The organism is Pseudomonas sp. GD04015, from assembly GCF_029837675.1.
GTDB lineage: Bacteria > Pseudomonadota > Gammaproteobacteria > Pseudomonadales > Pseudomonadaceae > Aquipseudomonas > Aquipseudomonas paralcaligenes.
This window is the reverse complement of sequence record NZ_JAOEEE010000008.1, coordinates 78658-104568: the sequence shown is the minus strand read 5'-3', so window position 1 is coordinate 104568 and position 25911 is coordinate 78658. Positions and strand designations below refer to the sequence as shown.

The 25911-nt window shown below is 66.3% G+C and carries 27 protein-coding genes; 1 reads left to right on the top strand and 26 read right to left on the bottom strand.

Annotation, left to right across the window (positions count from 1 at the left end; translation table 11 throughout):
• Positions 1–8 precede the first annotated feature (8 nt).
• Positions 9–2132 carry a flagellar biosynthesis protein FlhA gene (gene flhA, locus N7640_RS09470; protein WP_279902241.1) on the bottom strand — a complete coding sequence of 708 codons (2124 nt, stop codon included), beginning with the start codon at positions 2130–2132 and terminating at the stop codon, positions 9–11.
• A 181-nt stretch (positions 2133–2313) separates the two neighbouring features.
• Between flhA and sodC the strand changes: the two genes are divergently transcribed.
• Positions 2314–2838: a superoxide dismutase [Cu-Zn] SodC gene (gene sodC, locus N7640_RS09465; RefSeq protein WP_279902242.1), complete on the top strand. Its 525-nt coding sequence runs from the start codon at positions 2314–2316 to the stop codon at positions 2836–2838.
• A gap of 49 nt (positions 2839–2887) precedes the next feature.
• Here the strand turns inward: sodC and flhB are convergent, their stop codons facing one another.
• The 25 genes from flhB to fliD form a co-directional block, all read right to left on the bottom strand.
• On the bottom strand, positions 2888–4024 hold the full coding sequence (gene flhB / locus N7640_RS09460; protein ID WP_220813391.1) for a flagellar biosynthesis protein FlhB: 1137 nt from the start codon (positions 4022–4024) through the stop codon (positions 2888–2890).
• Positions 4025–4036: 12 nt separating this feature from the next.
• Positions 4037–4813 (bottom strand): flagellar biosynthetic protein FliR, encoded by a 777-nt coding sequence (fliR, locus tag N7640_RS09455; protein WP_220813392.1) that lies wholly within the window; start codon positions 4811–4813, stop codon positions 4037–4039.
• Positions 4813–5082 (bottom strand): flagellar biosynthesis protein FliQ, encoded by a 270-nt coding sequence (fliQ, locus tag N7640_RS09450; protein ID WP_220813393.1) that lies wholly within the window; start codon positions 5080–5082, stop codon positions 4813–4815. Before fliQ ends, fliR begins: the two co-directional genes overlap by 1 nt.
• Positions 5083–5093: 11 nt before the next feature.
• Positions 5094–5849: a flagellar type III secretion system pore protein FliP gene (fliP, locus tag N7640_RS09445; protein ID WP_279902243.1), complete on the bottom strand. Its 756-nt coding sequence runs from the start codon at positions 5847–5849 to the stop codon at positions 5094–5096.
• Complete coding sequence (fliO, locus tag N7640_RS09440; protein WP_279902313.1) at positions 5846–6289, bottom strand: flagellar biosynthetic protein FliO; 444 nt, start codon at positions 6287–6289, stop codon at positions 5846–5848. The genes fliP and fliO overlap by 4 nt, the downstream gene beginning before the upstream one ends.
• 7 nt (positions 6290–6296) lie before the next feature.
• Entirely contained in the window at positions 6297–6773 is a 477-nt protein-coding gene (fliN, locus tag N7640_RS09435) for a flagellar motor switch protein FliN (protein ID WP_220813396.1), read from the bottom strand.
• 50 nt (positions 6774–6823) lie between these two features.
• Positions 6824–7795, bottom strand: coding sequence for a flagellar motor switch protein FliM (gene fliM, locus N7640_RS09430; protein WP_220813397.1), 972 nt, complete (start codon positions 7793–7795; stop codon positions 6824–6826).
• 14 nt (positions 7796–7809) lie between these two features.
• Positions 7810–8343, bottom strand: a complete 534-nt coding sequence (fliL, locus tag N7640_RS09425) for a flagellar basal body-associated protein FliL (RefSeq protein WP_279902244.1) — start codon at positions 8341–8343, stop codon at positions 7810–7812.
• A gap of 211 nt (positions 8344–8554) precedes the next feature.
• Positions 8555–9859: a flagellar hook-length control protein FliK gene (locus N7640_RS09420; protein ID WP_279902245.1), complete on the bottom strand. Its 1305-nt coding sequence runs from the start codon at positions 9857–9859 to the stop codon at positions 8555–8557.
• A 375-nt stretch (positions 9860–10234) separates the two neighbouring features.
• Positions 10235–10585, bottom strand: coding sequence for an Hpt domain-containing protein (locus tag N7640_RS09415; RefSeq protein WP_279902246.1), 351 nt, complete (start codon positions 10583–10585; stop codon positions 10235–10237).
• A 29-nt stretch (positions 10586–10614) separates the two neighbouring features.
• Positions 10615–12309, bottom strand: coding sequence for a fused response regulator/phosphatase (locus N7640_RS09410; protein WP_279902247.1), 1695 nt, complete (start codon positions 12307–12309; stop codon positions 10615–10617).
• Between the two features lie 4 nt (positions 12310–12313).
• A complete protein-coding gene (locus N7640_RS09405; protein WP_220813402.1) occupies positions 12314–12619 on the bottom strand; it encodes an STAS domain-containing protein in 306 nt (101 codons plus the stop codon).
• A 70-nt stretch (positions 12620–12689) separates the two neighbouring features.
• Positions 12690–13139: a flagellar export protein FliJ gene (fliJ, locus tag N7640_RS09400; RefSeq protein WP_220813403.1), complete on the bottom strand. Its 450-nt coding sequence runs from the start codon at positions 13137–13139 to the stop codon at positions 12690–12692.
• 3 nt (positions 13140–13142) lie between these two features.
• Positions 13143–14501 carry a flagellar protein export ATPase FliI gene (fliI, locus tag N7640_RS09395; RefSeq protein WP_279902248.1) on the bottom strand — a complete coding sequence of 453 codons (1359 nt, stop codon included), beginning with the start codon at positions 14499–14501 and terminating at the stop codon, positions 13143–13145.
• A complete protein-coding gene (gene fliH / locus N7640_RS09390; RefSeq protein WP_220813405.1) occupies positions 14491–15273 on the bottom strand; it encodes a flagellar assembly protein FliH in 783 nt (260 codons plus the stop codon). Before fliH ends, fliI begins: the two co-directional genes overlap by 11 nt.
• Before the next feature lie 3 nt (positions 15274–15276).
• Complete coding sequence (fliG, locus tag N7640_RS09385; protein ID WP_220813406.1) at positions 15277–16293, bottom strand: flagellar motor switch protein FliG; 1017 nt, start codon at positions 16291–16293, stop codon at positions 15277–15279.
• Positions 16286–18070, bottom strand: a complete 1785-nt coding sequence (fliF, locus tag N7640_RS09380; protein WP_279902249.1) for a flagellar basal-body MS-ring/collar protein FliF — start codon at positions 18068–18070, stop codon at positions 16286–16288. Before fliF ends, fliG begins: the two co-directional genes overlap by 8 nt.
• 17 nt (positions 18071–18087) lie before the next feature.
• Positions 18088–18420, bottom strand: coding sequence for a flagellar hook-basal body complex protein FliE (gene fliE, locus N7640_RS09375; protein ID WP_279902250.1), 333 nt, complete (start codon positions 18418–18420; stop codon positions 18088–18090).
• A gap of 342 nt (positions 18421–18762) precedes the next feature.
• Complete coding sequence (gene fleR / locus N7640_RS09370; protein ID WP_279902251.1) at positions 18763–20163, bottom strand: sigma-54-dependent response regulator transcription factor FleR; 1401 nt, start codon at positions 20161–20163, stop codon at positions 18763–18765.
• Between the two features lie 3 nt (positions 20164–20166).
• Positions 20167–21387: an ATP-binding protein gene (locus N7640_RS09365; RefSeq protein WP_279902252.1), complete on the bottom strand. Its 1221-nt coding sequence runs from the start codon at positions 21385–21387 to the stop codon at positions 20167–20169.
• Between the two features lie 159 nt (positions 21388–21546).
• The gene (locus tag N7640_RS09360; protein ID WP_279902253.1) at positions 21547–23022 is read right to left on the bottom strand and encodes a sigma-54 dependent transcriptional regulator; all 1476 of its coding nucleotides are present in this window, start codon (positions 23020–23022) and stop codon (positions 21547–21549) included.
• A 193-nt stretch (positions 23023–23215) separates the two neighbouring features.
• Positions 23216–23512 (bottom strand): flagellar protein FliT, encoded by a 297-nt coding sequence (fliT, locus tag N7640_RS09355; RefSeq protein WP_279902254.1) that lies wholly within the window; start codon positions 23510–23512, stop codon positions 23216–23218.
• 16 nt (positions 23513–23528) lie between these two features.
• Positions 23529–23909 carry a flagellar export chaperone FliS gene (gene fliS / locus N7640_RS09350; RefSeq protein ID WP_220813413.1) on the bottom strand — a complete coding sequence of 127 codons (381 nt, stop codon included), beginning with the start codon at positions 23907–23909 and terminating at the stop codon, positions 23529–23531.
• 85 nt (positions 23910–23994) lie between these two features.
• Positions 23995–24390: a flagellar export chaperone FliS gene (gene fliS / locus N7640_RS09345; RefSeq protein ID WP_279902255.1), complete on the bottom strand. Its 396-nt coding sequence runs from the start codon at positions 24388–24390 to the stop codon at positions 23995–23997.
• A gap of 3 nt (positions 24391–24393) precedes the next feature.
• Positions 24394–25887 (bottom strand): flagellar filament capping protein FliD, encoded by a 1494-nt coding sequence (fliD, locus tag N7640_RS09340; protein ID WP_279902256.1) that lies wholly within the window; start codon positions 25885–25887, stop codon positions 24394–24396.
• Positions 25888–25911: the final 24 nt, after the last annotated feature.

The window sequence follows — 25911 nt, the reverse complement described above, 5'->3', positions numbered from 1 at the left end:
TAGAACCCTCAGTTCTGGCCGACCGTGGCGACGATCGTGACCTGCTTGTTGTCCGGTATTTCCTGGTAGGCCAGTACGTGCATGTTCGGTACGGCGAGCCGCGCGAATCGCGACAGCATCGCCCGGACCGGGCCGGCCACCAGCAGGATCACCGGCTTGCCGAGCATTTCCTGGCGCTGCGCCGCTTCCACCAGGGAGCGTTGCAGCTTCTCCGCCATGCCGGGCTCGAGGAGGATGCCATCCTCGGAGCCCTGACCGGCCTTCTGCAGGCTATTCAGCAATAACTGTTCCAACCTGGGTTCCAGAGTGATCACGGGCAGCTCCGGCTCTAGTCCCACAATGCTTTGCACGATTGCACGGGAAAGTGCGACGCGCACCGCCGCCACCATCGCGGCGGGATCTTGACTCTTGCCGGCGACGTTGGAGATGGCCTCGGCGATGCTGCGGATGTCGCGTACCGGCACCTGTTCCTGCAGCAGGATCTGCAGCACCTTGAGCAGGGTCGACAGCGAGACCATGCCCGGCACCAGTTCTTCCGCCAGCTTGGGAGAACTCTTCGCCAGCAGCTGCAGCAGTTGCTGGACTTCCTCGTGGCCGAGCAGCTCGTGGGCGTGCTTGTGCAGGACCTGGTTCAGGTGGGTGGCGACCACCGTGCTGGCGTCCACCACGGTGTAGCCGAGCGACTGGGCCTGGTCGCGCTGGGCGGGGTCGATCCACACGGCTTCCAGGCCGAACGCCGGATCCTTGGCGGCGATGCCGTTGAGGGTGCCGAACACCTGGCCCGGGTTGATCGCCAGTTCGCGCTCCGGGTAGACCTCCGCCTCGGCCACGCTGACGCCCATCAGGGTCAGGCGATAGGCGTTGGGCAGCAGGTCGAGGTTGTCGCGGATATGTACCGACGGCATCAGGAAGCCCATTTCCTGAGACAGCTTCTTGCGCACGCCCTTGATCCGCGCCAGCAACTGGCCGCCCTGGTTGCGGTCGACCAGCGGGATCAGGCGGTAGCCCACTTCCAGGCCGACCATGTCCACCGGGGTGACGTCGTCCCAGCCCAGTTCCTTGACCTCCTGGGCCTTCTGCGCCGGCAGCAGCTCCTGCTGGCGCTTGACCGCCTCGGCCTCGGCCTTGACCTTCTGCTGCTTGCTGCGCCAGATCAGGAAGGCGCCGCCGGCCGCCAGCAGCGCCAGGCCGAGGAACGGCACGTGCGGCATGCCGGGCACCAGCCCCATCACCGCAATGATGAGGGCAGCCACGGCCAGCGCCTTGGGCGAAGCGAACATCTGCCGGTTGACCTGCTGGCCCATGTCCTCGGAGGAGGACACGCGGGTCACCATGATCGCCGCGGCGGTGGACAGCAGCAGCGACGGGATCTGCGCCACCAGGCCGTCACCGATGGTCAGCAGGGCGTAGATCTTGCTCGCCTCGTTGAACGACAGCCCATGCTGCAGCATACCGATGCCCATGCCGCCGAGCAGGGTGACGAACATGATCAGCAGGCCGGCGACCGCGTCGCCGCGCACGAACTTGCTGGCACCGTCCATCGAGCCGTAGAAGTCGGCCTCCTGAGCCACCTCGCTGCGCCGCAGCTTGGCGGTGTCCTGGTCGATCAGGCCGGAGTTGAGGTCGGCGTCGATGGCCATCTGCTTGCCGGGCATCGCGTCCAGGGTGAAGCGCGCGCTGACCTCAGAGATGCGTCCGGCGCCCTTGGTGACCACCACGAAGTTGATGATCACCAGGATGGCGAACACCACGATACCCACCACGTAGTTGCCGCCGATCACCACCTCACCGAAGGCCTGGATCACCTTGCCGGCGGCGTCGTGGCCTTCCTGGCCGTGCAGCAGCACCACCCGGGTCGAGGCGATGTTCAGCGCCAGGCGCAGCAGCGTGGCGACCAGCAGGATGGTCGGGAACACGGCGAAGTCCAGCGGCCGCAGCGCGTACACGCTGACCAGCAGGACCACGATCGACAGGGCGATGTTGAAGGTGAAGAACACGTCCAGCAGGAACGCCGGCATCGGCAGCGTCATCATCGCCAGCAGCACCAGCACCAGCACCGGCACGCCGAGGTTGCCATGCCCCAGCCCTGCGAGATTGCTGCGCATGTTGCCGATCAGTTGAGCGCGATCCACTGCCACTTGCTTACCCCAGCCAATTCAATCTTTTGACGCGATATGCGTCGTGCTGGAGTCAGAGCAAGAAGTCGGCCAGCTTTGCCAACTCGCTGAAACAGTTCCCATTCGCAGGAAACCAAGGAAGCGGGCTACAGTCACAGGTCGACCAAGACCCGTTCATCACCCAAGGAGAAACACAATGAAGAAGATGGTCATCGCCGCCGCCCTGCTCGGCCTCTATGGCACCGCCCAGGCCGCGCCGCTGAGCGTGCAGCTCGATGCGGTGGACGCCAATGGCGTCGGCAAGGAGGTCGGCACGGTCAGCGTCGAACAGACCCCCTACGGCCTGGTGTTCACCCCTGCCCTGGCAGGCCTCACGCCCGGCCTGCATGGCTTCCATGTGCACATGAACGCCAGTTGCGAGGCGGGCCTCAAGGAAGGCAAGCCCTCTCCCGCGGAAGCCGCCGGCGGCCACTGGGACCCGAACGGCACCAGCCGCCACGGCGCGCCCTGGGAAGACAACGCCCACCGTGGCGACCTGCCGCCGCTCTACGTCGATGCCCATGGCAAGGCCGAGCAGCCGGTGCTGGCACCGCGCCTGAAGAGCCTGGACGATCTCAAGGGCCGCGCCCTGATGGTCCATGCCGGCGGCGACAACCATGCCGACCACCCCATGCCGCTCGGCGGTGGCGGCGTTCGCGTGGCCTGTGGCGTGATCCGCTGAGGCCAGCACCTCGCCGACCCGCCGCCCCTCGGGCGGCAGGTCGGCGACACTATTCGTCGCGGCGCAGGTCCGGCGGAATCGGCAGGTCCGGCAGCGGACCGGGGCGCTTGCCCTTGCCAGAGCGGAACTGCCTGAGCTGGTACACGTAGGCCAGCACCTGGGCCACGGCCAGGTACAGGCCGGCGGGGATCTCCTGATCCACTTCGGTGGAGTAGTACACGGCCCGCGCCAGGGCGGGCGACTCCAGCAGCGTGATGCTGTTCTCCTGGGCGATCTCGCGGATCTTCAGCGCCAGGAAATCGCCGCCCTTGGCCAGCAGCATCGGCGCAGTGCCCTTGGCCGGGTCGTATTTCAGCGCCACGGCGAAGTGGGTCGGGTTGGTGATGACCACGTCGGCGTCGGGCACCTGCTGCATCATCCGCCGCTCGGCCATCTGCCGCTGCAACTGACGAATCTTCGACTTGACCTCGGGCTTGCCCTCGCTGTCCTTGTACTCGTCCTTGACCTCCTGCTTGGTCATCTTCAGCTTCTGCTTGCTGTCCCAGAGCTGGAACGGCACGTCCACCGCGGCGATCAGGATCAGCCCGCAGGCCAGCCACAGCAGGCTCCAGCCGGCCACCTGCATGGCGTGCAGGATCGCCGACTCGACCGACTCGTTGGCGATGGCCTGCAGGTCTTCGCGGTCGGAGTTCAGCACCGCCAGGGCCACCAGCAGGATCACCACGAACTTGGCCAGAGCCTTGAGCAGCTCCACCAGCGCCTTGGCGGAGAACATGCGCTTGAGCCCCTCCAGCGGATTCATCCGGCTGAACTTGGGCATCAGCGCTTCGCTGGAGAACAGCCAGCCACCGAGGGCGATCGGGCCGATGATGGAGGCGACCAGCAGCACGGTGAGGAACGGCTGCAGGGCCAGCAACGCCTCCATGCCGGTGGCCAGCAGGTAGCGGGCCATGGCGCCTTCGTCCTGCAGCACCTCGCGCGGCAGGGAGAAGTTGCCACGCATCATTCCCAGCATCGCATGCCCCATCTGGGCACCGAAAATCAGCAGCGCCGCCGCCCCGGCGAACGTGACCGCGAAGGTGTTGAGCTCCTTGGAACGGGCGATCTGGCCCTTCTTGCGCGCCTCTTCCAGGCGCTTGCTGGTGGGTTCCTCGCTCTTGTCGGCGCCGCTTTCACTCTCGGCCATGGCGGAGCCTCCTCAGCGAATGCGCGCCAGTTCGCGCAGTTGTAGAAGGGCCTCGCTGGTCAGCGTCTGGAAGTGCGCGAGGAAGTCCGAAAGGCCGACCCAGAAGATGAACAGGCCGAGCACCAGGGTCAGCGGAAAGCCGATGGAGAAGATGTTGAGCTGCGGCGCGGCGCGGGTCATCACGCCGAAGGACAGGTTGACGATCAGCAAGGCGGTGATCACCGGCAGGGCCAGCAACAGGCCGGCGGCGATCACCCAGCTCAGCTTGCCGGCCAGCGTCCAGTAGTGGTCCGCCATCAGCCCCTCGCCCACCGGCAGGGTGACGAAGCTCTCGGCCAGCACTTCGAACACCACCAGATGGCCGTTCATCGCCAGGAACAGCAGCGTCACCAGCATCAGCAGGAACTGGCCGAGCACCGGCACCGACACGCCGTTGGTCGGGTCGACCATGGAGGCGAAGCCCAGGCCCATCTGCATCGCGATGATCTGCCCGGCGACGATGAACAGGTGGAAGTACAGCTGCAGGACGAAGCCCAGCATCACCCCGATCAGCACCTGCTCGCCGATCAGCAGCATGGCCTGCAGGCTGACCGCGTCGACCTGCGGCATCGGCGGCAGGTTCGGCGCCAGCGCCAGGCAGATGGCCAGGGACAGGTAGAGGCGCACGCGGATCGGCACCAGCTGCGTACCGATCACCGGCATCACCATCAGCATGGAGGCGATGCGGAACAGCGGGAGCAGGAACTGGCCCACCCAGCCGCCGATCTGCGCGTTGCTCAGCTCGAGCATCAGCCGATCAGCAGCGGAATGTTGTGCACCAGCGTCTGGGTGTACTCCATCAGCTCGCGCACCAGCCAGGGGCCGGCCCACATGAGGGTGAGCAACATCACCAGCAGGCGCGGGATGAAGCTCAGGGTCTGTTCGTTGATCTGCGTGGCCGCCTGGAACATGGCCACCAGCAGGCCCACCAGCAGGCTCGGCAACACCATGAGGCCAACGATCATGGCCGTCAGCCAGAGCGCCTCGCGGAACAGGTCGACGGCGATTTCCGGGGTCATCTGCTCGCCCTCTATAACGTGCCGAAACTGCCGGCCAGTGTGCCCATGATCAATGCCCAGCCATCCACCAGCACGAACAGCATGATCTTGAACGGCAGGGAAATGATCAGCGGTGACAGCATCATCATACCCATCGCCATGAGGATGCTCGCCACCACCATGTCGATGATCAGGAACGGGATGAAGATCATGAAGCCTATCTGGAACGCGGTCTTCAGCTCGGAGGTGACGAACGCCGGAATCAGGATGGTCAGCGGCGCCGCCTCCGGGCTGGCGATGTCGGTGCGCTTGGACAGGCGCACGAACAGTTCGAGGTCGGACGCGCGGGTCTGCGCCAGCATGAAGGCCTTGATCGGCACCTCGGCCTTGGCGATGGCCTCCTGGGCGGGGAGCTGCTCGTTGAGATAGGGCTGCAGCGCCTCGCGGTTAATCTGGTCGAACACCGGGGCCATGATGAACATGGTCAGGAACAGCGCCAGGCCGATCAGGATCTGGTTCGACGGCGTCTGCTGCAGGCCGAGGGCCTGGCGCAGGATGGAGAAGACGATGATGATCCGGGTGAAGCTGGTCATCAGCATGACGAACGCCGGGATGAAGCTCAGCGCCGTCATGATCAGCAGGATCTGCAGGCTGACCGAATACTCCTGCTGCCCCGCGGCGTCGGTGCTCAGGGTGATGGCCGGGATCGACAGCGGATTGTCGGCGCCGAACGCCAGCGGCGAGGCCACGACCAGCAGCAGGCTCAGCAGAATGCGCCAGGCGCTCATGAGTTGTCCTTATGGTCCTTCTGATCCTTGCCGAGCAGCTCCATCAGCCGCTGGGCGAACTCGGGGGTGGCCGGCTCGCTTTCGCCCGTCTGTACCGGCTCCTTGAGCACGTGCAGCGGCGTGATGCGGCCGGCGCTGATGCCCAGCAGGATCTGCTCGCCGCCGACCTGCACCAGCAGCAGCCGGTCGCGCGGGCCCAGCGCCTGGCTGGCCACCAGCCGGATCGCCTGGCTGCCGCGCGGGCCGATCTGCTGCACGCGGCGCATCACCCAGGCCAGGGCAAAGATCAGGCCGATGACCAGCAGCAGGCCGAGCACCAGTTGCATCAGCTGGCCACCTACGTCGCTGCCGGCCATGGGCGTGGTTGCCGCCCGGGAGGCCGGCTCGGCGGCCAGCGCCGTCAGCGGGGCCAGCAGGAGGAAGCTGCAGAGTCCGCGCATCATGGCCTCAGCGCAGCTTCTTGATGCGTTCGCTGGGGCTGATCACATCGGTCAGGCGGATGCCGAACTTCTCGTTGACCACCACCACTTCGCCATGGGCGATCAGGGTGCCGTTGACCAGCACATCCAGTGGCTCGCCTGCCAGCCGATCCAGTTCCACCACCGAGCCCTGGTTGAGCTGCAGCAGGTTGCGGATGGAGATTTCCGTGCTGCCCACTTCCATGGAGATGGACACCGGGATGTCGAGGATCACGTCCAGGTTCGGCCCTTCCAGGGCCACCGGACCGTTGCCCGGCTTGGGCGACGCACCGAATTCCTCCATCGCCATGCGCGGCGCGGCCGGAGCCGCGGCGCCACCACCCTGGCTCATTAGCGCGTCGATGTCCGCCTGCCCGGCGTCATCGCCGGCCTCGGCGAGGGCCGCGGCCCACTCGTCGGCCAGGGCCTGCTCCTCGGGGCTGGTGCCTTCGTTTTCGTCTGCCATCGCTCTACCTCGGCTGGCTATCCATCTGGTCTATGGGAAGCACACGCGACTCAGCGCATGCGCTCCACGGGTTCGAGAACCTGCAGGGCCAGGTTGCCCTTGTGGGCGCCCAGCTTGACCTTGAAGGCCGGCACGCCGTTGGCGCGCATGATCATCTGTTCGGGCAGCTCCACCGGGATCACGTCGCCGGGCTGCATGTGCAGAATGTCGCGCAGCTTCAGCTGGCGATGGGCCAGGGTGGCGCCCAGCGGCACGTTGACGTCGAGGATGTCCTCGCGCAGGGCCTTGATCCAGCGCTCGTCCTGGTCGTCCACGTCGGACTGGAAGCCGGCGTCGAGCATCTCGCGGATCGGCTCGATCATCGAATAGGGCATGGTGATGTGCAGGTCGCCGCCGCCGCCGTCCAGCTCGATGTGGAAGGTGGACACCACCACCACCTCGCTGGGGCTGACGATGTTGGCCAGCGCCGGGTTCACCTCGGAGTTGATGTACTCGAAGTTGACGTCCAGCACCGCATGCCAGGCCTCGCGGAGGTCGACGAAGGCCTGGTCGATCACCATCCGCACTACCCGCAGCTCGGTCGGGGTGAACTCGCGGCCCTCGATCTTGGCGTGGCGGCCGTCGCCGCCGAAGAAGTTGTCCACCAGCTTGAACACCAGTTTGGCGTCCAGGATGAACAGCGCGGTGCCGCGCAGCGGCTTCATCTTCACCAGGTTGAGGCTGGTCGGCACGTAGAGCGAATGCACGTATTCGCCGAACTTCATCACCTGCACGCCGCCCACGGCCACGTCGGCGGAGCGGCGCAGCAGGTTGAACATGCTGATGCGGGTGTAGCGGGCGAAGCGCTCGTTGATCATCTCCAGGGTCGGCATGCGCCCGCGGACGATGCGGTCCTGGCTGGTCAGGTCGTAGCTGCGGACGCTGCCGGGCTCGGCATCGCTCTCGGTCTCGACCAGGCCATCGTCGACGCCGTGCAGCAGCGCGTCGATCTCGTCCTGTGACAGCAGATCCTGTACGGCCATGAAAAACGCTCCCGCTATTGCAGCACGATGTTGGTGAACAGTACCTGTTCGACCACGGTTTTACCGGTTTCCTTCTGCGCCAGTTCCTGCACCACCGCGGTGGCCTGGTTGCGCAGCATTTCCTTGCCGACCGGAGTCATCAGCGTGCCGAAGTCCTGGCCGGAGAACAGCATCACCAGGCGGTTGCGGATCAGCGGCATGTGTACCTTGAGGGCGTCCAGTTCGGCCTGGTTGCGCGCCATCAGCGCCACGCTGACCTGCATGTAGCGCTGCCGGCCCTGGTGCTTGTAGTTGGCGATGAAAGCCGGCGCGATGCTCTCGTACAGCGCCGGCTGGCGCACGGCCGGCGCGCTGGCGCTGCTCTCCTCGGCGGCCGGCTTGTCGTCCTTCTTGTCCTTGCTGAGCAGAAACCAGGTGGCCCCCACGGACAGACCGATGGCCAGCAGCAACGCGACCACGATCAGGATGATGAGTTTGAGCTTGCCCTTGCCGCCGGCCTTTTCGCCGCCATCGGCGGCCGGAGGCTGGGGTGCTGGTTTCTTTGCCATGCCAGAAATCCGTCACTCTTGAGTGTTTTGTCCCTGTTCAAGGGCTTAGGAGCAAGTGTTATGCCACCTTGTAAACAAGATAGCCGGTCCTGCCCCGCCCGACACAGGCAGCCGATATACCAAGGCGACGACCACCTGTCACCCGAAAACGACTGCGCCCGGTGGATTATCGCCACCGGGCGCAGGGTCTGGCAGGACTGCGGAGCTGGTGTCAGGCGTAGTAGTCCACCAGCCCGAGCGGCGCGGCGGCCGATTGCCCACCGCGGATCTCGCTGACGCCGGTCAGCACCTCATCGCCACCGGCATCGCCCAGGCCACGGCCCGCGGAGCGCCGCTGCCCTTCCTCGCCACCGCCGTGGGAGCCACGGGCCAGCGACTGGTCAGAGACATTCACGTCGAGCTGGTTCATGCCCTGCTGGGAGAACAGCTCGCGCAGGCGGTGGGCCTGGCCTTCCAGCTGGTCACGCACGTTGGCGTTGGCGCTGACGAAGGTGACCTGGGCCGCCTGGTCCTTGTTCAGCTCGATGCGCACTTCCAGGCGCCCCAGCTCGGCCGGGTCGAGCTGGATCTCGGCGGACTTGAGGTTCTGGCTGGACAGCCACATTACCTTGTCCACCACCGCCTCGCTCATGCCCGCGTGGTTCATCTGCAGCGGCTGCCCCGGCACCAGCGGCAGGCGCTGCTGGACGTTGGTCTGCTGGTTGATGGCCTGGCTCAGCGCGCTGAGCCGGCTGGCGAAGTTGTCGGCGCGGACCTCGGCCTGGCCCTCGCGCAGATTCGGCAGGGGCTTGTCCGTACCCTCGCCGAACAGATCGGCCTCCAGACCTTCCGACGGCGTTTCCTCGCTGGGCATGGCGTCGCCGGAAAGAGCGGCCAGAGCATTGGCGAAGCCCTGGCCGGGGCTGGTCGAGCGCTCCGCCGCCACCGCACCCGGGCTCAGTTGCTGCTGGGCCGCGGCCTGGCCCTGCGCGCCGATCTCCAGGGCGAGCTTGACCCCGGGCAGGCTATTGAGCATGTCCAGTTCGGGATCGTGGTTCGCCTCGGTCAGGGCCGCCGGCGCCGCGCTGACCACCACGGGGGCCTGCTGCAGCAGCGGATCGACCTCCTCGACCGGCGCCTCGACCTCTACGCCCAGCGCGGGGTCTTCGATCTCGGCCGCCGGCAATTGCCCGGTCATGCCCATCAGCAGCAGCGGATCGATGACGTCCTCGCCACTCTCGACCACCTCTTCCTCCGGCAAGGCATTGCCGCTTTCGGCAACCGCCGGCTGCCCGGCGGCAGCCTCGGCCTTCGGCTCGCCGGCCGGCTTGGAGTCGGCCGAGCGCTGCTCGGCTGCCTTGGCGGCGGCCTCCTTGCGCTCCGCCACCTTCGCCTGACGCTCCCGGGCGTAGACGTCGGCGAAGCTGGAAGCGTCTTTGTTCCTGGGTTCCGGACCGGTGGCGGGCGCCTTCGCGGCGGCTGCCTTCGGCCGCACCTCGGGCGCGGACTGGAGAAGGAAATCGGGTGCAACGGACATGGATACTCTCCGTTAGGGATGGATCGTATCGGGGAGAGAGCAAGGGCCGGGCCAACTTTGTCTGGGCGCCGGGGCAATCGGGTGAAACTTCGTCCGGGCAAGGAAGGTAGGAAATCCCGTCATCCCCGCGAAGGCGGGAATCCATGTTCGGGTCGAGACACCGCATCCCTGGGTCCCCGCCTTCGCGGGGATGACGGGCGTCGACAGCTCCACTCGATAACCCTGGTGAAGGCCTTCTACACACAGAAGGTAGAATTCCCCGTCATTCCCGCGCAGGCGGGAATCCATGTGCGGGTCGAAACACTGCGTCCCTGGGTCCCCGCTTTCGCGGGGACGACAGCGTATATCCACCCGATGCGCTGTCTCCAACTCCGCTCAGCGATACCGCTGACGTTCGGACTTGAGCAGGATGCGGACGATAGCGAATTCGCGGCCGATCTGCTCGACCAGGTCCGGCACCTCGTCCAGGCGCTCGCGCCGGGCGGCTTCTTCCAGCTGCTTGCACAGCCCGGCCAGCAGCGGCGCGCCCATGTTGCTGCAGCTGCCCTTGAAGCTGTGGGCGGCCAGGCGCAGGGCCTGCGCATCCTCCCCGACCATGGCCTCGTGGATGTGCCGCTGGCGTTCCTCGGAATCGGCCAGGAAGGTGTCCAGCAGCACGGGATACTCCTCCCCCATGACGTCCAGAAGGGACGCCAGCACGCTCTGATCGAGATGGGAATCGGACACCTGCTCACTCCTTGGCCGGGAAGCGACGATTATGCCTGAGCCGTCCAGCGAAACTCCACGACGGCGCCGCAGCCATCCGCCGCCCAGTCGCAACGATCGGCGAGCTGGCGCACCAGGCGCATGCCGCGACCGCTGAGGCTGACGCAATCGTCCTGCCGGGCCAGCACGCCGGCCACGTCGAACCCCTTGCCGCTGTCCTGCACGCGGATGCGCAGGCAACCGCCGCCCTCCTCCGGCAACAGCTCCAGCTCGAATTTCACGAATCCGTCCTGCAACGTCTGCAGGCGCTGGCCGCGCTCGAAGTAGTAGCGGGCGAAGCCCTGGGCGTCGGACTTCAGGGTGGAGTCCAGCCCCAGCACCCCGTGTTCCAGAGCGTTGGAGTACAGCTCGGCCATCACCGCATACAGCGCGCCACCCCTGGCCCGCAGGCCACGCACTTCCATCAGCAGTTGCAGCAGGAACGGCAAGGGATTGAAGCGTTTGAGCGCCTCGGCGCGGAACTCGAAGGAGACCGACCAGTCCAGCGCGCTGCTCTGGCCGCTGTCGGAGAAGGACAGCGGCGGCCGGCTCAGGGCGCCGTCCTCGACCATGCTCAGCTCGATCATGCTGACGTCGTCCTGAGCCTCGCCCCGGAAGGCGGCCAGGGCCGCCTGGATATTCTCGAACAGGCACTCCGGCGAGTGCTCGGCGGCGAACACCTGCAGCAACCGATCCTCGCCGAACAGCTGCCCACTGGCATCGCGGGTCTCCAGCACACCGTCCGAGAGCAGGAAGATGCGATCCCCCGGCTGCAGCGGATGCACCTCGTAGACATCGTTGAACGCGCCCGGCTCGAGCACGCCCAGCGGCAGGTGGCGCGACACCAGCGGCACCCGTTCGCCGCTGGCGACGTGCAACAGGTGACCGTCCGGCAGGCCGCCGTTCCACACCTCCACCACCCGGCGCTGGAAGCTGAGGTTGAGCATGGTGGCGCAGCAGAACACGCCCACCGGCAGGATGCGTTTCAGCTTGGCGTTCATCTCCCGGAGGATTTCCGCCATGGAGAAGCCCTTGGCGGTCATGCCGTAGAAGACTTCCGCCAGCGGCATGGCGCCGATGGCAGCCGGCAGGCCGTGGCCGGTGAAGTCGCCGAGCAGCACATGCATGCCACCGGACGGCTTGAAGGCGGCCAGCAGCAGGTCGCCGTTGAACAGGGCGAAGGGCGACTGCAGGTAGCGGATGTTGGGCGCGCTGAGACAGCCTGAGTGCGCCACCTTGTCGAACACTGCCTTGGCCACGCGCTGCTCGGTGAGCAGATGCTCGTTGTGCTTGGCGATCAGGTCGCGCTGCTTCAGCACCGTCTGCTGCAGGCGGCGCAGCCGGTCCATGGCGCGGATCTTGGCTTCCAGGATGATCGGGTTGTAGGGCTTGGCCAGGAAGTCGTCGCCGACCTCCAGGCAGCGCACCAGCGCCTCGTTCTCGGTCAGCGAAGTGAGGAAAATGACCGGCACCAGCGCCTCGCCGGCCGCCTGCTTGATCCGCCAGGCTGCCTCGAAGCCATCCATCACTGGCATCAGGGCGTCCATCAGCACCAGCTGCGGATGCTCCTGCTCGAACAGGGCGACGGCCTCCAGGCCATTGCCCGCGGTCAGCACCCGGTGTCCCTGGCGGCTGACGATGGTGGACAGCAGCATGCGGTCCGCCGCGCTGTCCTCGGCGATCAGGATGGACAGGCGGCTGGACATGGATTCAACCGATCTGGAACAGCTGTTCGAAGTTGGAAATGGAGAGGATCTTGCGCACGTCGGGGTTGCAGTTGATCAGGCTGATGCGCGCATGGTCGCCGCCGGCGTGGTCACGCAGCAGCAGGAGCATGCCGAGCGCCGAGCTGTCCAGGTAGGTAGCGCCCTTGAGATCCACCACGTAGCGCTTGGGAGTGAGGTTGACCCGCTCGTAGGCATCGCGGAATTCCTGGTGCGCGGAGAAATCGAAACGTCCCTGGATATGAATGGTCAGCTCCTGTCCGTCGCCCGAGGGTAGCGCGGTGATGGCCATGTAGCACTCCTTTGTAGATGCTTGGGCAGAGACAAGATGTAGCACCCGCCGCTGACGGCGGCAACCGGGATCACGGTTGATCGCGCTGCGGCAGGCGCTGCGACAGCTCGTCGAGCAGCTTCTGCTCGCGCCTGTCCTCGGCGGCGCGGGCCTCGTCGACGTAGCGCTGGACCAGCTTGCGCAGCCCCTCCACCCGCGCGTAGCGCTGCTGCCAGAGCTCCCGCGCCTTGTCGAGGTTGTGCCGGTGCCAGGCGATGCTCTGCAGCTGCTGGCCGATGGCCGTTTCGAGTTGGCTGAGGAAGCGCTGGTAGTTCATCAGCCACTGCCCGGACACGCCCTGCCTGCCTTCGCTGATCCATTGCTGCTGGTAGTCGGCGCGATAGCGTTCCAGCTCGCCCAGCTGGGCCTCGGCCCTGGCCAGCAACCCCTGCATATGGGCCATCTGCCGCGCCGCCTCGCGCTCCTCCCGCTCGGCCATCTCGACCACGGGCGCCAGGCGCGCGGCGCGGCTGTTGGCCATCTATCAGGCCTGCGCCTGCGGATTGAAGACCAGCGCCAGCTGGTTGACGCTCTCGGCCATGGACACGCTCTCGCCCAGGCTCTGGCACAGGTAGCGGGCCATCGCCGGCTGCCGCGCGATGGCCAGGTCGGTGTCGGCATCGCCACCGGCCACGTACGCGCCGACGCTGATCAGGTCGCGGCTCTGCTGGTAGCGCGACCACAGCTGCTTGAAGCGCTGGGCCTGCTTGAGGTGCTCGGGGCTGACCACCTGGGGCATGACCCGGCTGATCGAGGCCTCGATGTCGATGGCCGGGTAGTGCCCTTCCTCGGCCAGCCGGCGCGACAGCACGAAGTGGCCGTCGAGCACGCCCCGGGCGGCGTCGGCGATGGGGTCCTGCTGGTCGTCGCCCTCACTCAATACGGTGTAGAAGGCGGTAATCGAGCCGCCGCCCTCCTCCGCGTTGCCGGCACGCTCCACCAGCTTGGGCAGCCGGGCGAACACCGACGGCGGGTAGCCCTTGGTCGCCGGCGGCTCGCCGATGGCCAGGGCGATCTCGCGCTGGGCCTGGGCGTAGCGGGTCAGCGAATCCATCAGCAGCAGGACGTTCTTGCCCTTGTCGCGGAAGTATTCGGCGATGCGCGTGCAGTACTGGGCGGCGCGCAGGCGCATCAGCGGCGCGTCGTCCGCCGGCGAGGCGACCACCACGGAGCGCTTGATGCCCTCCTCGCCGAGGATTTCGTCGATGAACTCCTTCACCTCGCGGCCCCGCTCACCGATCAGCCCGACCACGATGATCTCCGCCTCGGTGAAGCGGGTCATCATGCCCAGCAGCACCGACTTGCCCACGCCGGTGCCGGCGAACAGGCCCAGGCGCTGGCCACGGCCGACGGTGAGCAGGCCGTTGATCGAGCGGATGCCGACGTCCAGCGGTTCGCTGATGGGGTGGCGATTGAGCGGGTTGATGGCCGGGCCGTCCATCGGCACCCAGTCCTCGGCCTTCATCCCACCCTTGCCGTCCAGCGCGCGGCCGGCGCCGTCCAGCACCCGGCCGAGCATGGACATGCCCATCGGCAGGCGGCCGGTGTCCGGCAGCGGCACCACCCGCGCGCCAGGAGCGATGCCGGCCAGGCTGCCGACCGGCATCAGGTAGATCTTGCCGGTGGAGAAACCCATCACCTCGGCCTCGACCTGCACGGGGTGATAGCTGTCGTCGTTGATCACCAGGCAGCGGCTACCGAGCGCGGCGCGCAGGCCCTCGGCCTCCAGGGTCAGGCCGACCATGCGCAGCAGGCGGCCCTCCACCACCGGCTGGGTCGGCAGCTCGATGGCGTCGGCGTAGCCGGCCATGCGCCTGGCGAAGCTGGTGCGCTCAAGGCGCATCGGGTGTCTCCGGATCGACCCGGATGTCGGGCTCCGGCGGATTGGAGACCTGCGCCCGCTGCTGCTCGAACAGCTGCTTGAGGGCCTGGGCCATGCGCGTCTCGACGCTGGCGTCGATGCGCGTGTGCTCGGTTTCCACGCGGCAGCCGCCGGGCTGCAGGGATTCGTCCTCGAGGATGCGCCAGCTCTCCTCATGGCGCTCACGCAGCGCCTTGACCAGCTCGAAATCCTGCGGGTTGATATGGATGCGCACGTTGCTGGCGCCCATCGGCAGCAGCTTCAGCGCCTCGCGCAGCACGTTGCGGATCTGACTGGAATCGGTGACCAGTTCGCGCTGGATCACCTGGCGGGCCATCTGGCTGACCAGGCTGACGAGCGCCTTCTCCAGTTCCTGATCCTGGTTGGCGATGGGCTCCAGCAGATGCCCCATGACCTGTTCGAGCTGGGCGACCTTGCCGGCCAGGGCCGCATCCGCCTCCTGCCTGGCCTTGAGCTGGCCGGCGTGGAAGCCGTCCTTCTCGCCGGTGGCGAAGCCTTCGTTGTAGGCGTCCTGGCGGATCGCCTCGACCTCATCGAGCGTCAGCGGCTTGACGTCCTCGACCGCCACCTCCTCCACCTGGGCCTGCTCCGGCTCCTCGACCGGCGGCGCGGCCGGCTCGGGTTCCGGCTCGGCAGGCGCTTCGACCTCGGGGTCGAAGCTGGGCAGCGCCCAGCGGTCGAACCCCGCCACGTCCTTGGCGCGAATCAGCTCGCTGTGTGCATCCTTGGCCATCGCTTAGATCATCGCCTCGCCGCCGGCACCGCCGAGGACGATCTCGCCGGACTCGGCCATGCGCCGGGCGATGGTGAGGATTTCCTTCTGCGCCGTCTCCACTTCGCTGACGCGCACCGGGCCCCTGGCCTCCAGGTCGTCGCGCAGCAGCTCGGCGGCGCGCTTGGACATGTTCTTGAACACCTTCTCCTTGATGCCGTCGTCGGCGCCCTTGAGGGCCAGCACGAGCACGTCGGAGGAGACCTCGCGCAGCAGCGCCTGGATGCCGCGGTCGTCGACGTCGGCCAGGTTGTCGAAGACGAACATCAGGTCCTCGATCTGGCTGGACAGGTCCTCGTCCACCTCGCGGATGGAGTCCATCAGTTGGCCCTCCACTGAGCTGTCGAGGAAGTTCATGATGTCGGCCGCGCGCTTCACGCCGCCCAGGCTGGCACGGGTGGTGTTGGCGCTGCCGGAGAACTGCTTCTCGAGGATCTGGTTGAGCTCCTTGAGCGCCGCCGGTTGCACGGTGTTCAGCGAAGACACGCGCAGGATGATGTCCAGGCGCACCTTGTGATCGAAATGGCTGAGCACCTCGCCGGCCTGGTCCGGGTCGAGGTAGGCGACCACGATGGCCTGGATCTGCGGGTGTTCGTAGCGGATCACGTCGGCCACCGCGCGCGGCTCCATCCACTTCAGGCTGTCCAGGCCACTGGTGCTGCCGCCGAGCAGGATGCGGTCGATCAGGTTGCCGGCCTTGTCCTCGCCCAGCGCCGCGGTGAGCATCTTGCGGATGTAGGCATCGGAGCCGACGCCCAGGCTGGTCTGGTCGCCGACGATCTCGACGAACTCGCCCATCACCTGTTCGACCTGCTCGCGCTGCACGTTGCGCATGCCGGCCATGGCCACGCCGACGCGCTGCACTTCCTTCGGCCCGAGGTGGCGCAGCACCTGCGCTGCGTCCGTCTCGCCGAGGGACAGCAGGAGAATGGCGGCCTTGTCGACCTTGTTCAGCTTGACGGCGGTGCGATTGTCACTCATCGGCGTTGATCCAGTCTTTGACTACCTGGGCCACGCGGCCCGGATCTTCCGCCACCAGACTCTTGATGGCGTTCAGTTGTGCATCATACCCCTCGGAGGGGCTGGGCAGCAGGATGCTCTGCGGTCCGCCCAGGCTCACCCGGTCGGACGACAGCTCGCCCTCCAGGCCGCCCATGTCGCCCAGCTCCACGTCGCCCTCGGCATCTTCGCCCTGGCGCGACGGGTTGGCGATGTTCTTCATCACCGGGCGCAGCACGAACCATACAAGGGTAAAGATCAGCAATGCCGGCAAGAGTTGCTTGAGGCCGCTCATCGCCATCAGGAACAGCTCGGACTGGTACCAGGGCAGCTCGACCACCTCGCCCAGCTCGCTGCTGAACGGCGCGTTGATCACGCTGACGCTGTCGCCACGGCTGGCGTCGAAGCCCACCGAATCCTGCACCAGGCGGGTGAAGCGGGCCAGGTCCTCGGCGCCCCAGGGGCTGCGGGTGACCTCACCGTTGGCGGCGACGGTGATCTTGTCGTCCAGCACCACGGCGACCGACAGGCGTTTGAGGCGGCCCTGCTGCTGCTTGGTGTAGCTGATCGAACGGTCCAGCTCGAAGTTGCGGGTGGACTGCTCGCGCTTGTCGGCCGGGTACGGCGCCAGCATCGGCTGGCCGGTGGCCGGGTCCGTGATCTGCTGGCCGTTGGCATCGACCAGCGGCTGACCCGCGGCAATCGGGCCGGCCGGGGCGGCCTGGCCGGTAGCCTGCTCGGGAGCGCTGGCGGCGCCCGGCGGCTGGTTGCTCAGCGCACCCGGCACGCCCTGCGGCGGCAGGCTGCTGGTGCGTTGCTCGTTGACCTGCTGCTCGCTGCGCAGGGCCGGCTGGTCCGGGTTGAACGACTCGGAGGTCGACTCGACCGCGCTGAAGTCCACGTCGGCGGAGACCTCGGCCTTGTAGCGGCCGTTGCCCAGCACCGGCTGCAGGATGTTGTGCACGCGCTGGGTGAACAGGGTTTCCATGCGCCGGGTGTAGTCGAACTGCTTGCCGGCCATGGTCAGTTCGGACAGTTCCTGCTGGTCGGACAGCAGGTTGCCCTTCTGGTCGACCACGGTGACCTGCGACTTGGTCAGCTCCGGCACGGAAGTGGCCACTAAGTTGACGATGGCCATCACCTGGCTCGGCTCCAGGGAACGGCCCGGGTACAGCTCAACCAGCACCGAGGCGGTGGGCTTGCGCTCGTCGCGGACGAACACCGAGCTCTTCGGGATCGCCAGGTGCACGCGAGCACCCTTGACGTTGTTCAGGCTGGAAATGGTGCGCGCCAGCTCACCTTCGAGGCCGCGGCGGTAGCGGGTGGCCTCCATGAACTGGCTGGTGCCCAGGCTCTGCTCCTTGTCGAGGATCTCGAAGCCCACGTTGTTGTCGCTCGGCGCGACGCCGGCGGCGGCCAGGCGCAGGCGCGCGCGGCCCAGGTCTTCGGACTTGACCAGCAGCGCACCGGAATTCGGCTCGACGGTATAGGCGATGTCGGCGGCGTTGAGCACCTCCATCACCTGGTTGCTGTCCATGCCCGCCAGGCTGCCCAGCAGCGGTTTGTAGTCTGGCTGCTGCGACCACAGGACCACGGCGAAGCCGATCGCCACGCTGGCGGCCAGGCCGACCAGCAGGACGATCTGGCGCAGCATGGACATCTCGGAGAGATTTTCCAGGAAGGTCAGCCCGAACAGCGGCTTCTTCGGCTCGTCGGCGCCGGTGGTGGCGGGTACGTTTGCAGCGACTGCTTCAGCCATGTCTCAAATCCGCCCTGTTAAACCGGCATCTGCATGATGTCTTGGTAGGCCTGAACCAGCTTGTTGCGCACCTGGGTCATGGCCTGGAAGGAAACGCTGGCCTTCTGCGAGGCGATCATCACATCGGTGATGTCGACGCCGCCCTGCCCCATCTCGAAGGCGGAGGCCAGCTGGCCGGAGATCTGCTGGGTCTCGTTCACCTTGTTCACCGCCTGGCCGAGCATGTCCGTGAAACTCGGCGCACCTGGCTCCGGCGCGCTGACGACGGCCGGCTTCTGCTTGGCCATGGCTTCCATCTGCATGGAGCGCATTTCCAACATCAGGCGATTGAATTCGACACCCTGGCTCATGACCTTTTCCTCCAGCGACCGCGGCTTTTTTGACGCTACGCGGTCTTTGCAGGGGTATGTGCAAACAGGGTGCCAAAAAGAAAGTCATGTCCCGTGACCAGCTGCTGCCACGACTCTGCTTCCGTGGGAGCGGCCTTGGCCGCGAATAAGGCTTGATGAAAAGCCTCGCGGCCAAGGCCGCTCCCACAAGGTCTGCAATAACTCACTGGAACACAGCCCAAAGAAAGACCCGCGCGAGGCGGGCCAAGAGAGGGATCGATGCCATGCGGCCGTCGAGCAGCCGCATGCGCCTTGGCGGGAGCGAGTCCGGCTCGCGAATCCGCGCCGAACAGCGTGGCCGGCTCAGCTCGCGTAGAGGTAAGCCTCCACGTCCATACCCGCGTCACGCATCTGGGCCAGCTTGTAGCGCAGGGTCCGCGGGCTGATGCCCAGCCGCTCGGCGGCCTCCTTGCGACGGCCGCGCTCGGCGCGCAGGGTGTCGATGATCAGCTGGAATTCGCGGCGGCGCAGGTCTTCGCCCAAGGCGCTCGCGCCTTCCACGACCGGCTCCTCGATGGGCAGCGGATTGCTGGCGACCAGGGTGACGGTCGGCGCTGCCATGGGCGCCATGCCGATCGGCGCGGTCAGGCACAGGTCCTGAGGCTGGATCAGCCCGCCCTGCTGCAGGATCAGCGCCCGCTGGATCGCGTTGTCCAACTCGCGCACGTTGCCCGGCCAGGCATGGGCGACCAGCGCCGCGCGGGCCTGGGGCGAAAGCTGGACGGCAGCGTGGTTCATTTTTTTGACGTGCTTGGCCAGCAGACGCTCGGCCAGCGGCAGAATGTCGGCGGGCCGCTCGCGCAGGGCGCGCCAGGCCAGCGGGAAGACCGACAGGCGATAGTAGAGGTCCTCGCGGAAACGCCCGGCCGCCACTTCGCCGGCCAGATCGCGGTTGGTGGTGGCCAGCACGCGGATGTCCAGGCTGATCGGCTTGCGCGCGCCAACCCGCTCCACCTCGCGTTCCTGCAGCACGCGCAGGAGCTTGGCCTGCAGGCCCAGCGGCATCTCGGAAATCTCGTCGAGCAGGAGGGTGCCGCCGTCGGCCAGTTCGAACTTGCCCGGTTGCGCGGCGATGGCGCCGGTGAAGGCGCCCTTCTCATGGCCGAACAGGGTCGCCTCGAGCATGTTGTCCGGGATCGCCGCGCAGTTGATGGCGATGAACGGGCCGTTGCCGCGATTCGACTGCTGGTGGATGTAGCGTGCCAGCACTTCCTTGCCGGTGCCGGACTCGCCGGAGATCAGCACGGTGGAATCGCTTTTCGCCACCCTCGCCGCCAGCTCCAGCAACTGCCGACTTGCCGGCTCGCAGGCCACCGGGCCATCGCCCTCGCCGACGCTCGGGCGACCGAGGGCATGACGGCCCACCAGTTCCAGCAGGGTGCGTGGCTCGAACGGCTTGACCAGATAATCGGCGGCCCCCTGGCGAATGGCGTCCACGGCCCGTTCCACGGCGCCGTAGGCGGTCATCAGCAACACCGGCAACTGCGGGTAGCGCGCGCGGATCAGGCCCAGCAGCTGATGGCCGTCCATGCCGGGCATGTTGACGTCGCTGATCACCAGGCCGAAAGCCTCCTGGCCCAGCGCCTCGACGGCATCCTCCGCACACTCCACGGCGCGGAAGTCGTGGCCACCGAGCAGCAGGGTGTCGGCAAGGGCCTCGCGCAGCGAGCGGTCGTCTTCGACCAGCAGAACCTTGGCGGTCATGGCTTACTCCTGAATATCCGTTTGTGCCGCTTGTGCCGCGCCGAGCAGCGGCATGACGAGGGTGGCGCAGGTGCCGCGGCCGACGCGGGAGCGCAGCCGCAGCTCGCCCTGGTGGGCGCGCACCACGGCCTGGACCACCGCCAGGCCAAGGCCGGTGCCGGTGGTCTTGGTGGTGAAGAAAGGTTCGCCCAGGCGCGCCAGGGTGGCCTTGTCGATGCCCGGCCCGTTGTCGCTCACGCACAAACGCAGGCTGTTGCCACGGGCATGCAGGTGAATCTTCAGGCAGGTCTCGCGGCCGCCGGCCTGGATGGCGTTCTCGATCAGGTTGAGCACGGCGCCGACCAGAGTGTCGCGATTGCACAGCAGCTCGCCCAGGCGGGCGTCACACTGCCAACGCACGTTCATATCCAGCAGGTGGGGCTCCGCGGAACGACGCAGGGCATCGAAGAAGGCACCGGGCGCGATGCGATCCAGCAAAGGCAGCTCGCCACGGGCGAACACCAGCATGTCGCGCACCTGATGCTCCAGCTCGTGCAAGCGCTCCTTGAGTCGTCCGGCGAAGCGCTGCTGCTGCTCGAAGGGCAGGTCCTGCTCGGAAAGATGGCTGGCATAGAGCAGCGCCGCCGACAGCGGGGTACGAATCTGATGGGCCAGCGAGGCGACCATGCGCCCCAGCGAGGACAGGCGCTCGTGGCGGGCGAGCTGGTCCTGCAGACGACGGGTTTCCGTCAGGTCGGCCAGCAGCACCAGTTGCCCCGGCTCGCCCTGCAGGGAGCGCGTGGCGATGGACAGGCGGCGCCCGTCCTTGAGGGAAATCTCGTGGCCGTCGTCCTCGCGCGGCGCGAAGTTGCGCGCGATGACCTCGCGCCAGAGCATGCCGACCAAGGGCTTGCCGAGCAGGCTGCGCGCCACCGGATTGGCTTCGCGCACCACGCCCTGGCCATCGATCACGATCACCCCGCCCGGCAGCAGGTCCAGCAGGCTCTGCAGACGCAGCGCCAGGCGCTCCTTCTCCGCCAGTTCCTGCATGCGCTGGGCGCTGACCAGGGCGAGTTGGCCCTTGAGTTCGCTGACCCGCGCCTCGAGCATGCTGTAGGAGCTGCTCAGCTGCGACGACATCTGGTTGAACAGCGCGAAGGTCTGCTCCAGGTCGGCTCGACTGGCCGGCTCGGCGGCTGGGGTATCGGCTGCGGGGGCGACGGATAGGGGGACGGCTCGGCTCATGTTCATCTCTCGCTTGGCGAACCGTCAGCAGACGGTCACTCGGAGAGAGTCATAGCAATAGCCATGCCTAAAAATTTATTCTTTATTTTCAATGGCTTGAAAAATAAAGCCGGAGCTTGCGTCAAAGCTCCGGCTTGGCGGGCCTGAAATCCGGCGACCTCAGTCCTCGTCGCCGCCCTCGTCGTCTCGGCGGCTCATGCCGTACTTGCGCATCTTCTCCACCAGGGTGGTGCGGCGGATGCGCAGGCGTTCCGCGGCGCGGGCCACGACCCCGCCGGCATCATCCAGGGCCTGCTGGATCAGCCCCTGCTCCAGGTTGCCGAGGTAGTCCTTCAGGTCCAGCCCTTCCGGCGGCAGCATGGCGGTGTTGGAGATGACCGGCATGCCGGCGTTCATCGCCGCGCGCTCGTCCAGTTCCTCGCGGAGGCTGATCGCCAGTTGCTCGTCCTCGTCGTCGACGTGGCGGAATTTCTTCGGCAGCTCGCCGACCCCGATCACCCCGTAGGGGTGCATGATCGCCATGCGCTCGACCAGGTTGGCCAGCTCGCGCACGTTGCCCGGCCAGTCGTGGCGGCACAGCGACATGATGGCGGCCGAGTTGAAGCGGATGGAACCGCGCTTCTCGAACTCCATGCGCGAGATCAGCTCGTTCATCAGCAGCGGAATGTCCTCGACCCTCTCGCGCAGCGGCGCCATCTCGATGGGGAAGACGTTGAGGCGGTAGTAGAGATCTTCGCGGAAGGTGCCTTCCTCGATCATCTTCTCTAGGTTCTTGTGGGTCGCGGCGATGATGCGCACGTCCACCGACTGGGTCTTGTTGCTGCCGACGCGCTCGAAGGTGCGCTCCTGCAGCACGCGCAGCAGCTTGACCTGCATCGGCAGCGGCATGTCGCCGATCTCGTCGAGGAACAGGGTGCCGCCGTTGGCCAGTTCGAAACGCCCGGCGCGGCTGGTGATGGCGCCAGTGAAGGCGCCCTTCTCGTGGCCGAACAGCTCGCTCTCCAGCAGTTCCGCCGGAATCGCGCCGCAGTTGACCGGCACGAACGGCTCGTCGCGGCGCTTGGAATGGTAGTGGAGGTTGCGCGCCACCACTTCCTTGCCGGTGCCGGACTCACCAAGGATCAGCACACTGGCCTCGGTGTCGGCGACCTGCTGCATCATCTGCCGCACCTGCTGGATCGCGCGGCTGGTGCCGACCAGGTTGCGGAACAGGTTGGGCTCGCGCTGGCGGCCGCGCTCCCGCGCCTGGTCGTACATCTCGCGATAGACCTGGGCACGGCGCAGGGAATCGAGCAACTTGTTGTAACTGGGCGGCATTTCCAGGCTGGCGAGAACCCGGCGGCGCAGGTCCTCCGACCAGTCGGCGGGAACCGGCTCTCCGATCAGCAGCAGCGGCAGGTTCTCGTCCCAGGCCGCGATCTGCTTGAGCAGCTCAAGCGCCCCGCCCTTGACGGAGACATCGCCCAGCAGCACGTTCAGCACCTCGCGGCTGGATTCGAGCTTGCCGACGGTTTCGCGCCAGTCGCCGCTGCCGCAGGCCAGGTGCTCTTCGCCCAGGAAGCCGAGGATGACCGCCAGGTCGCGGCGGCGCTCGACGTTATCGTCAATCAGCAGGATTTTGGTTTCACGCCACATCTTGTTCTGGTCTTACTCGCGGGCTGGAAATGAGGAGCGCCGATTGGAAGCACAGCGCCAAGAGCAATTGGCCACTAGTAAAGTCAAAAACCAGGCAAGAGTCAATTTTATGGCGTAGTTTTTTCCGAGATTCCCGAAGGCACCCACAAGGGCTTGCGGATGCTGGGAAATGTGACGCGGGAAGGAGGTGCGATCAGGTGAACAGCTGGTAGACCTTGGCACCCTGCTGGGACTGGTTGAGCTGGACCAGCTCGCTCGCCAGCCGGCGCTGCTCGGCCTGGCAGGTGGTCACCAGTTCGCGGTAGAGATCGAGCAGGGTCTGCATGCGCTCGCGCAGGAGCTCCTCGTCACGCACGGCCTCGACCATGGCCTCATCGACGGCCTGACGGCACTGTGCGTCAAGTTCGCCAATGGCAGTCCAGTCCCGGCGCGCGAGCGCATCGCGCAATGCGTTGCCGGTGGCTTCGAGAAGCTGGACGGATGAACTCATGGTACTTCCCCTTCACTCAATGGCCGATGGCATCCCAGCCGGACTTCACATTGCGCAACAGACCCGCCACTTCGTCGATCATCTCGACGTCGTTGCCGATATTGGCTTCCACCAGGCGAGCGACCATGTATTCGTAGAGACGGTCCAGGTTGGCGGCGACTTCGCCGCCCTGCTGCAGGTCCAGGCTCTCGCGCAGGCCGCCGATGATACCAATAGCCTTGCCGATCATCTCGCCTTTCATGGCCTGCTGACCATGCTGCATGGCGCCCCTGGCCTGGGCCAGGCGGGACATGCCGCCTTCCATGAGCATCTGGATCAGTCGATGCGGACTGGCGTCGCCGATCTGGGACTGGGTATTGACGGTTTGATACTGCCGGAGGGCCGCCATCGCGTTCATGATTGCTCCACTGAACATTGCCTGCATACATGATTTGTATCGGCAACGCGGCCCTCATCTTTAGGGCCGGGTGAAGCAAATCGCGTCATTGCGCTCCGACAGCGGGCTCCACTTCCGGGCCGATGCCATCCCAGGCGGACTTCAGCTGGGTCAGCAGCTGCTGCACCTCGTCGAGGCTGCGCGGCGTGTCGTCAAGCGCGACGCCGGCCAGACGCCGGGTCATGTAATCGTACAGCGCATCGAGGTTCTCGGCGATCTCACCGCCGAGTTCCTTGTCCAGGCTGCCCTGGAGGACGCCGAGGATGGTGATGGTGCTGCCGACCGCCAGGCCGCGGATCTCGGTATCGCCTTCCAGCAGCGCCTGGCGGGCCAGGAGGACGCGCTCCAGCGCGCCGTCGAGCAGCATCTGCACGGCGCGATAGGGACTGACTTCCTGGGCGGTCTTGACCTGCTTGTAGGTATCGATGGGTTTCTTGCTCATCGCTTACTTATCCTTCTTCACGAAGCCCGGAAGACTGGCGAGCTGGGTGCCCAGCGCCTCGCTGGTACGCGTCAGGTTGGCGACCAGGGTATCCAGCGCCGTGTACTGGGCGACCAGGCGTGTCTGCATCTTCTCGATCCGCAGATTCAGTGCGGCACGCTGCTCATCGATGCTGGTGTGGGTGCTCTGCAGCCCGGTTTCACGCTGCTGGATCACACCGCCCGTCTTGATGTAGCCGTCGACCGACTTGCTCAGGCGGCCCATGAGGCCGGCGTCGCCCGTGAGATAGCTGCCGACTTCACTGAAATTGCCGTCGATCGCCGCGGTGAGCTTGGCATCGTCGATGACCAGCGTCCCGCTGATGCCCGAACCGCCACTGGTCTTCGGCACGAAGGTGGTGCTGATGCCGAGGTTCGCCAGGGCCTTGATGTTGCCCTCGCCGGTCATCGCCACCATTTCGTTGCGTATGCCCGCGATCACGTTGCGCACCGTCGAATCGCCCACCAGGGTGGCGGCCACCGGCTTCTTGTCCTCGCCCATGTCGACGACGGCGGTCAGCTCGGACGTGGTCTTGATCAAGGCGTTGTAGGCCTCGACGAATTTCTGCACGCTGCTCTTGATCCCGGCCTTGTCGACTCCGACGGTGACCGTGACGCTCTTGCCGTCGGCCAGGTCGGTGGCGGATTGCGCGCCTGCCAGGTTGAGGGTCACGCCCTCGATCGCATCGGTCACGGTGTTGGAATCGCGGACCAGCTCCAGACCGTCGATGGTCAGCTTCGCCGACTTGGCGGTGTTGATCACGCCACCCGCGCCGGTGCTGGAGCTGGGAGGAAGGAAGGTGCCGGGCGAATCCGGATTGTCCGCAGCCTCGAAGTTCTGGGTGGTCAGCGCGTTGTCGCCGGAGGTCAACCCGTCTTCGCTCACCTCGACCTTGATATCGTTGCCCTCGCCCGACTTGGTCGAGCTGAGCACCAGGCGGGAGCCCGAAGAGTCGGAGATGATGGTGGCGCTGATGCCGCTGTCCTTGCCGGCTTCGTTGATCGCGTCGCGCATGCCGGCAAGGGTGTTGTTGGTGGAGTCGACATTCACGTTGATGCTGGTGGAGCCGGCGGAAATCTTCATGCTCCCGCTGTTGAACGTCGCGGTATTGCCACCCGACACCGATTGCAGCGCAACCTTGCTGCTCGTTGCCAGTTGCTTGATCTGAACGTCATACACACCGGCGGGCGCCGTGGTGTTGGCGGTTACCTTGAGCAGGCTGCTGTTGGAACTCGAGGCGGTACGCCCCTCGAACAACGAAGCCTTGTTGAGGCCATCGACGGCCGTCTTGAAGGTGCTCAGGGCATTCTTGAGGGAACCCAGGGCCGACAGACGCGCGGTGGTCTGCGACTCCAGTCGATCCAGCTGGTTGGTCTTGGGCGCCTTCTCGGCGTCGACAAGTGCCTTAACGATCGTGTCGATAGGAAGGTTGCTACCTACACCCAATATCCCAGCCATGGTTCACCTCGCCAAAATAATGAC

What these genes read in the sequence shown, in the direction of transcription:
- flhB (WP_220813391.1), bottom strand. Translation starts at nt 4,024, where the DNA reads ATGGCCGAGAGTGAAAGCGGCGCCGACAAGAGCGAGGAACCCACCAGC.
- fliN (WP_220813396.1), bottom strand. Translation starts at nt 6,773, where the DNA reads ATGGCAGACGAAAACGAAGGCACCAGCCCCGAGGAGCAGGCCCTGGCC.
- N7640_RS09365 (WP_279902252.1), bottom strand. Translation starts at nt 21,387, where the DNA reads ATGAGCCGAGCCGTCCCCCTATCCGTCGCCCCCGCAGCCGATACCCCA.
- fliJ (WP_220813403.1), bottom strand. Translation starts at nt 13,139, where the DNA reads ATGGCCAACAGCCGCGCCGCGCGCCTGGCGCCCGTGGTCGAGATGGCC.
- fliQ (WP_220813393.1), bottom strand. Translation starts at nt 5,082, where the DNA reads ATGACCCCGGAAATCGCCGTCGACCTGTTCCGCGAGGCGCTCTGGCTG.
- fliS (WP_279902255.1), bottom strand. Translation starts at nt 24,390, where the DNA reads ATGAGCAAGAAACCCATCGATACCTACAAGCAGGTCAAGACCGCCCAG.
- fliI (WP_279902248.1), bottom strand. Translation starts at nt 14,501, where the DNA reads ATGCGCCTTGAGCGCACCAGCTTCGCCAGGCGCATGGCCGGCTACGCC.
- fliP (WP_279902243.1), bottom strand. Translation starts at nt 5,849, where the DNA reads ATGAGCGCCTGGCGCATTCTGCTGAGCCTGCTGCTGGTCGTGGCCTCG.
- fliS (WP_220813413.1), bottom strand. Translation starts at nt 23,909, where the DNA reads ATGAACGCGATGGCGGCCCTCCGGCAGTATCAAACCGTCAATACCCAG.
- fliF (WP_279902249.1), bottom strand. Translation starts at nt 18,070, where the DNA reads ATGGCTGAAGCAGTCGCTGCAAACGTACCCGCCACCACCGGCGCCGAC.
- fliL (WP_279902244.1), bottom strand. Translation starts at nt 8,343, where the DNA reads ATGGCAAAGAAACCAGCACCCCAGCCTCCGGCCGCCGATGGCGGCGAA.
- fliG (WP_220813406.1), bottom strand. Translation starts at nt 16,293, where the DNA reads ATGAGTGACAATCGCACCGCCGTCAAGCTGAACAAGGTCGACAAGGCC.
- sodC (WP_279902242.1), top strand. Translation starts at nt 2,314, where the DNA reads ATGAAGAAGATGGTCATCGCCGCCGCCCTGCTCGGCCTCTATGGCACC.
- fliO (WP_279902313.1), bottom strand. Translation starts at nt 6,289, where the DNA reads ATGCGCGGACTCTGCAGCTTCCTCCTGCTGGCCCCGCTGACGGCGCTG.
- fleR (WP_279902251.1), bottom strand. Translation starts at nt 20,163, where the DNA reads ATGACCGCCAAGGTTCTGCTGGTCGAAGACGACCGCTCGCTGCGCGAG.
- fliE (WP_279902250.1), bottom strand. Translation starts at nt 18,420, where the DNA reads ATGAGCCAGGGTGTCGAATTCAATCGCCTGATGTTGGAAATGCGCTCC.
- N7640_RS09410 (WP_279902247.1), bottom strand. Translation starts at nt 12,309, where the DNA reads ATGTCCAGCCGCCTGTCCATCCTGATCGCCGAGGACAGCGCGGCGGAC.
- fliD (WP_279902256.1), bottom strand. Translation starts at nt 25,887, where the DNA reads ATGGCTGGGATATTGGGTGTAGGTAGCAACCTTCCTATCGACACGATC.
- N7640_RS09360 (WP_279902253.1), bottom strand. Translation starts at nt 23,022, where the DNA reads ATGTGGCGTGAAACCAAAATCCTGCTGATTGACGATAACGTCGAGCGC.
- fliH (WP_220813405.1), bottom strand. Translation starts at nt 15,273, where the DNA reads ATGGCCAAGGATGCACACAGCGAGCTGATTCGCGCCAAGGACGTGGCG.
- fliM (WP_220813397.1), bottom strand. Translation starts at nt 7,795, where the DNA reads ATGGCCGTACAGGATCTGCTGTCACAGGACGAGATCGACGCGCTGCTG.
- N7640_RS09405 (WP_220813402.1), bottom strand. Translation starts at nt 12,619, where the DNA reads ATGGCCATCACCGCGCTACCCTCGGGCGACGGACAGGAGCTGACCATT.
- N7640_RS09420 (WP_279902245.1), bottom strand. Translation starts at nt 9,859, where the DNA reads ATGTCCGTTGCACCCGATTTCCTTCTCCAGTCCGCGCCCGAGGTGCGG.
- fliT (WP_279902254.1), bottom strand. Translation starts at nt 23,512, where the DNA reads ATGAGTTCATCCGTCCAGCTTCTCGAAGCCACCGGCAACGCATTGCGC.
- fliR (WP_220813392.1), bottom strand. Translation starts at nt 4,813, where the DNA reads ATGCTCGAGCTGAGCAACGCGCAGATCGGCGGCTGGGTGGGCCAGTTC.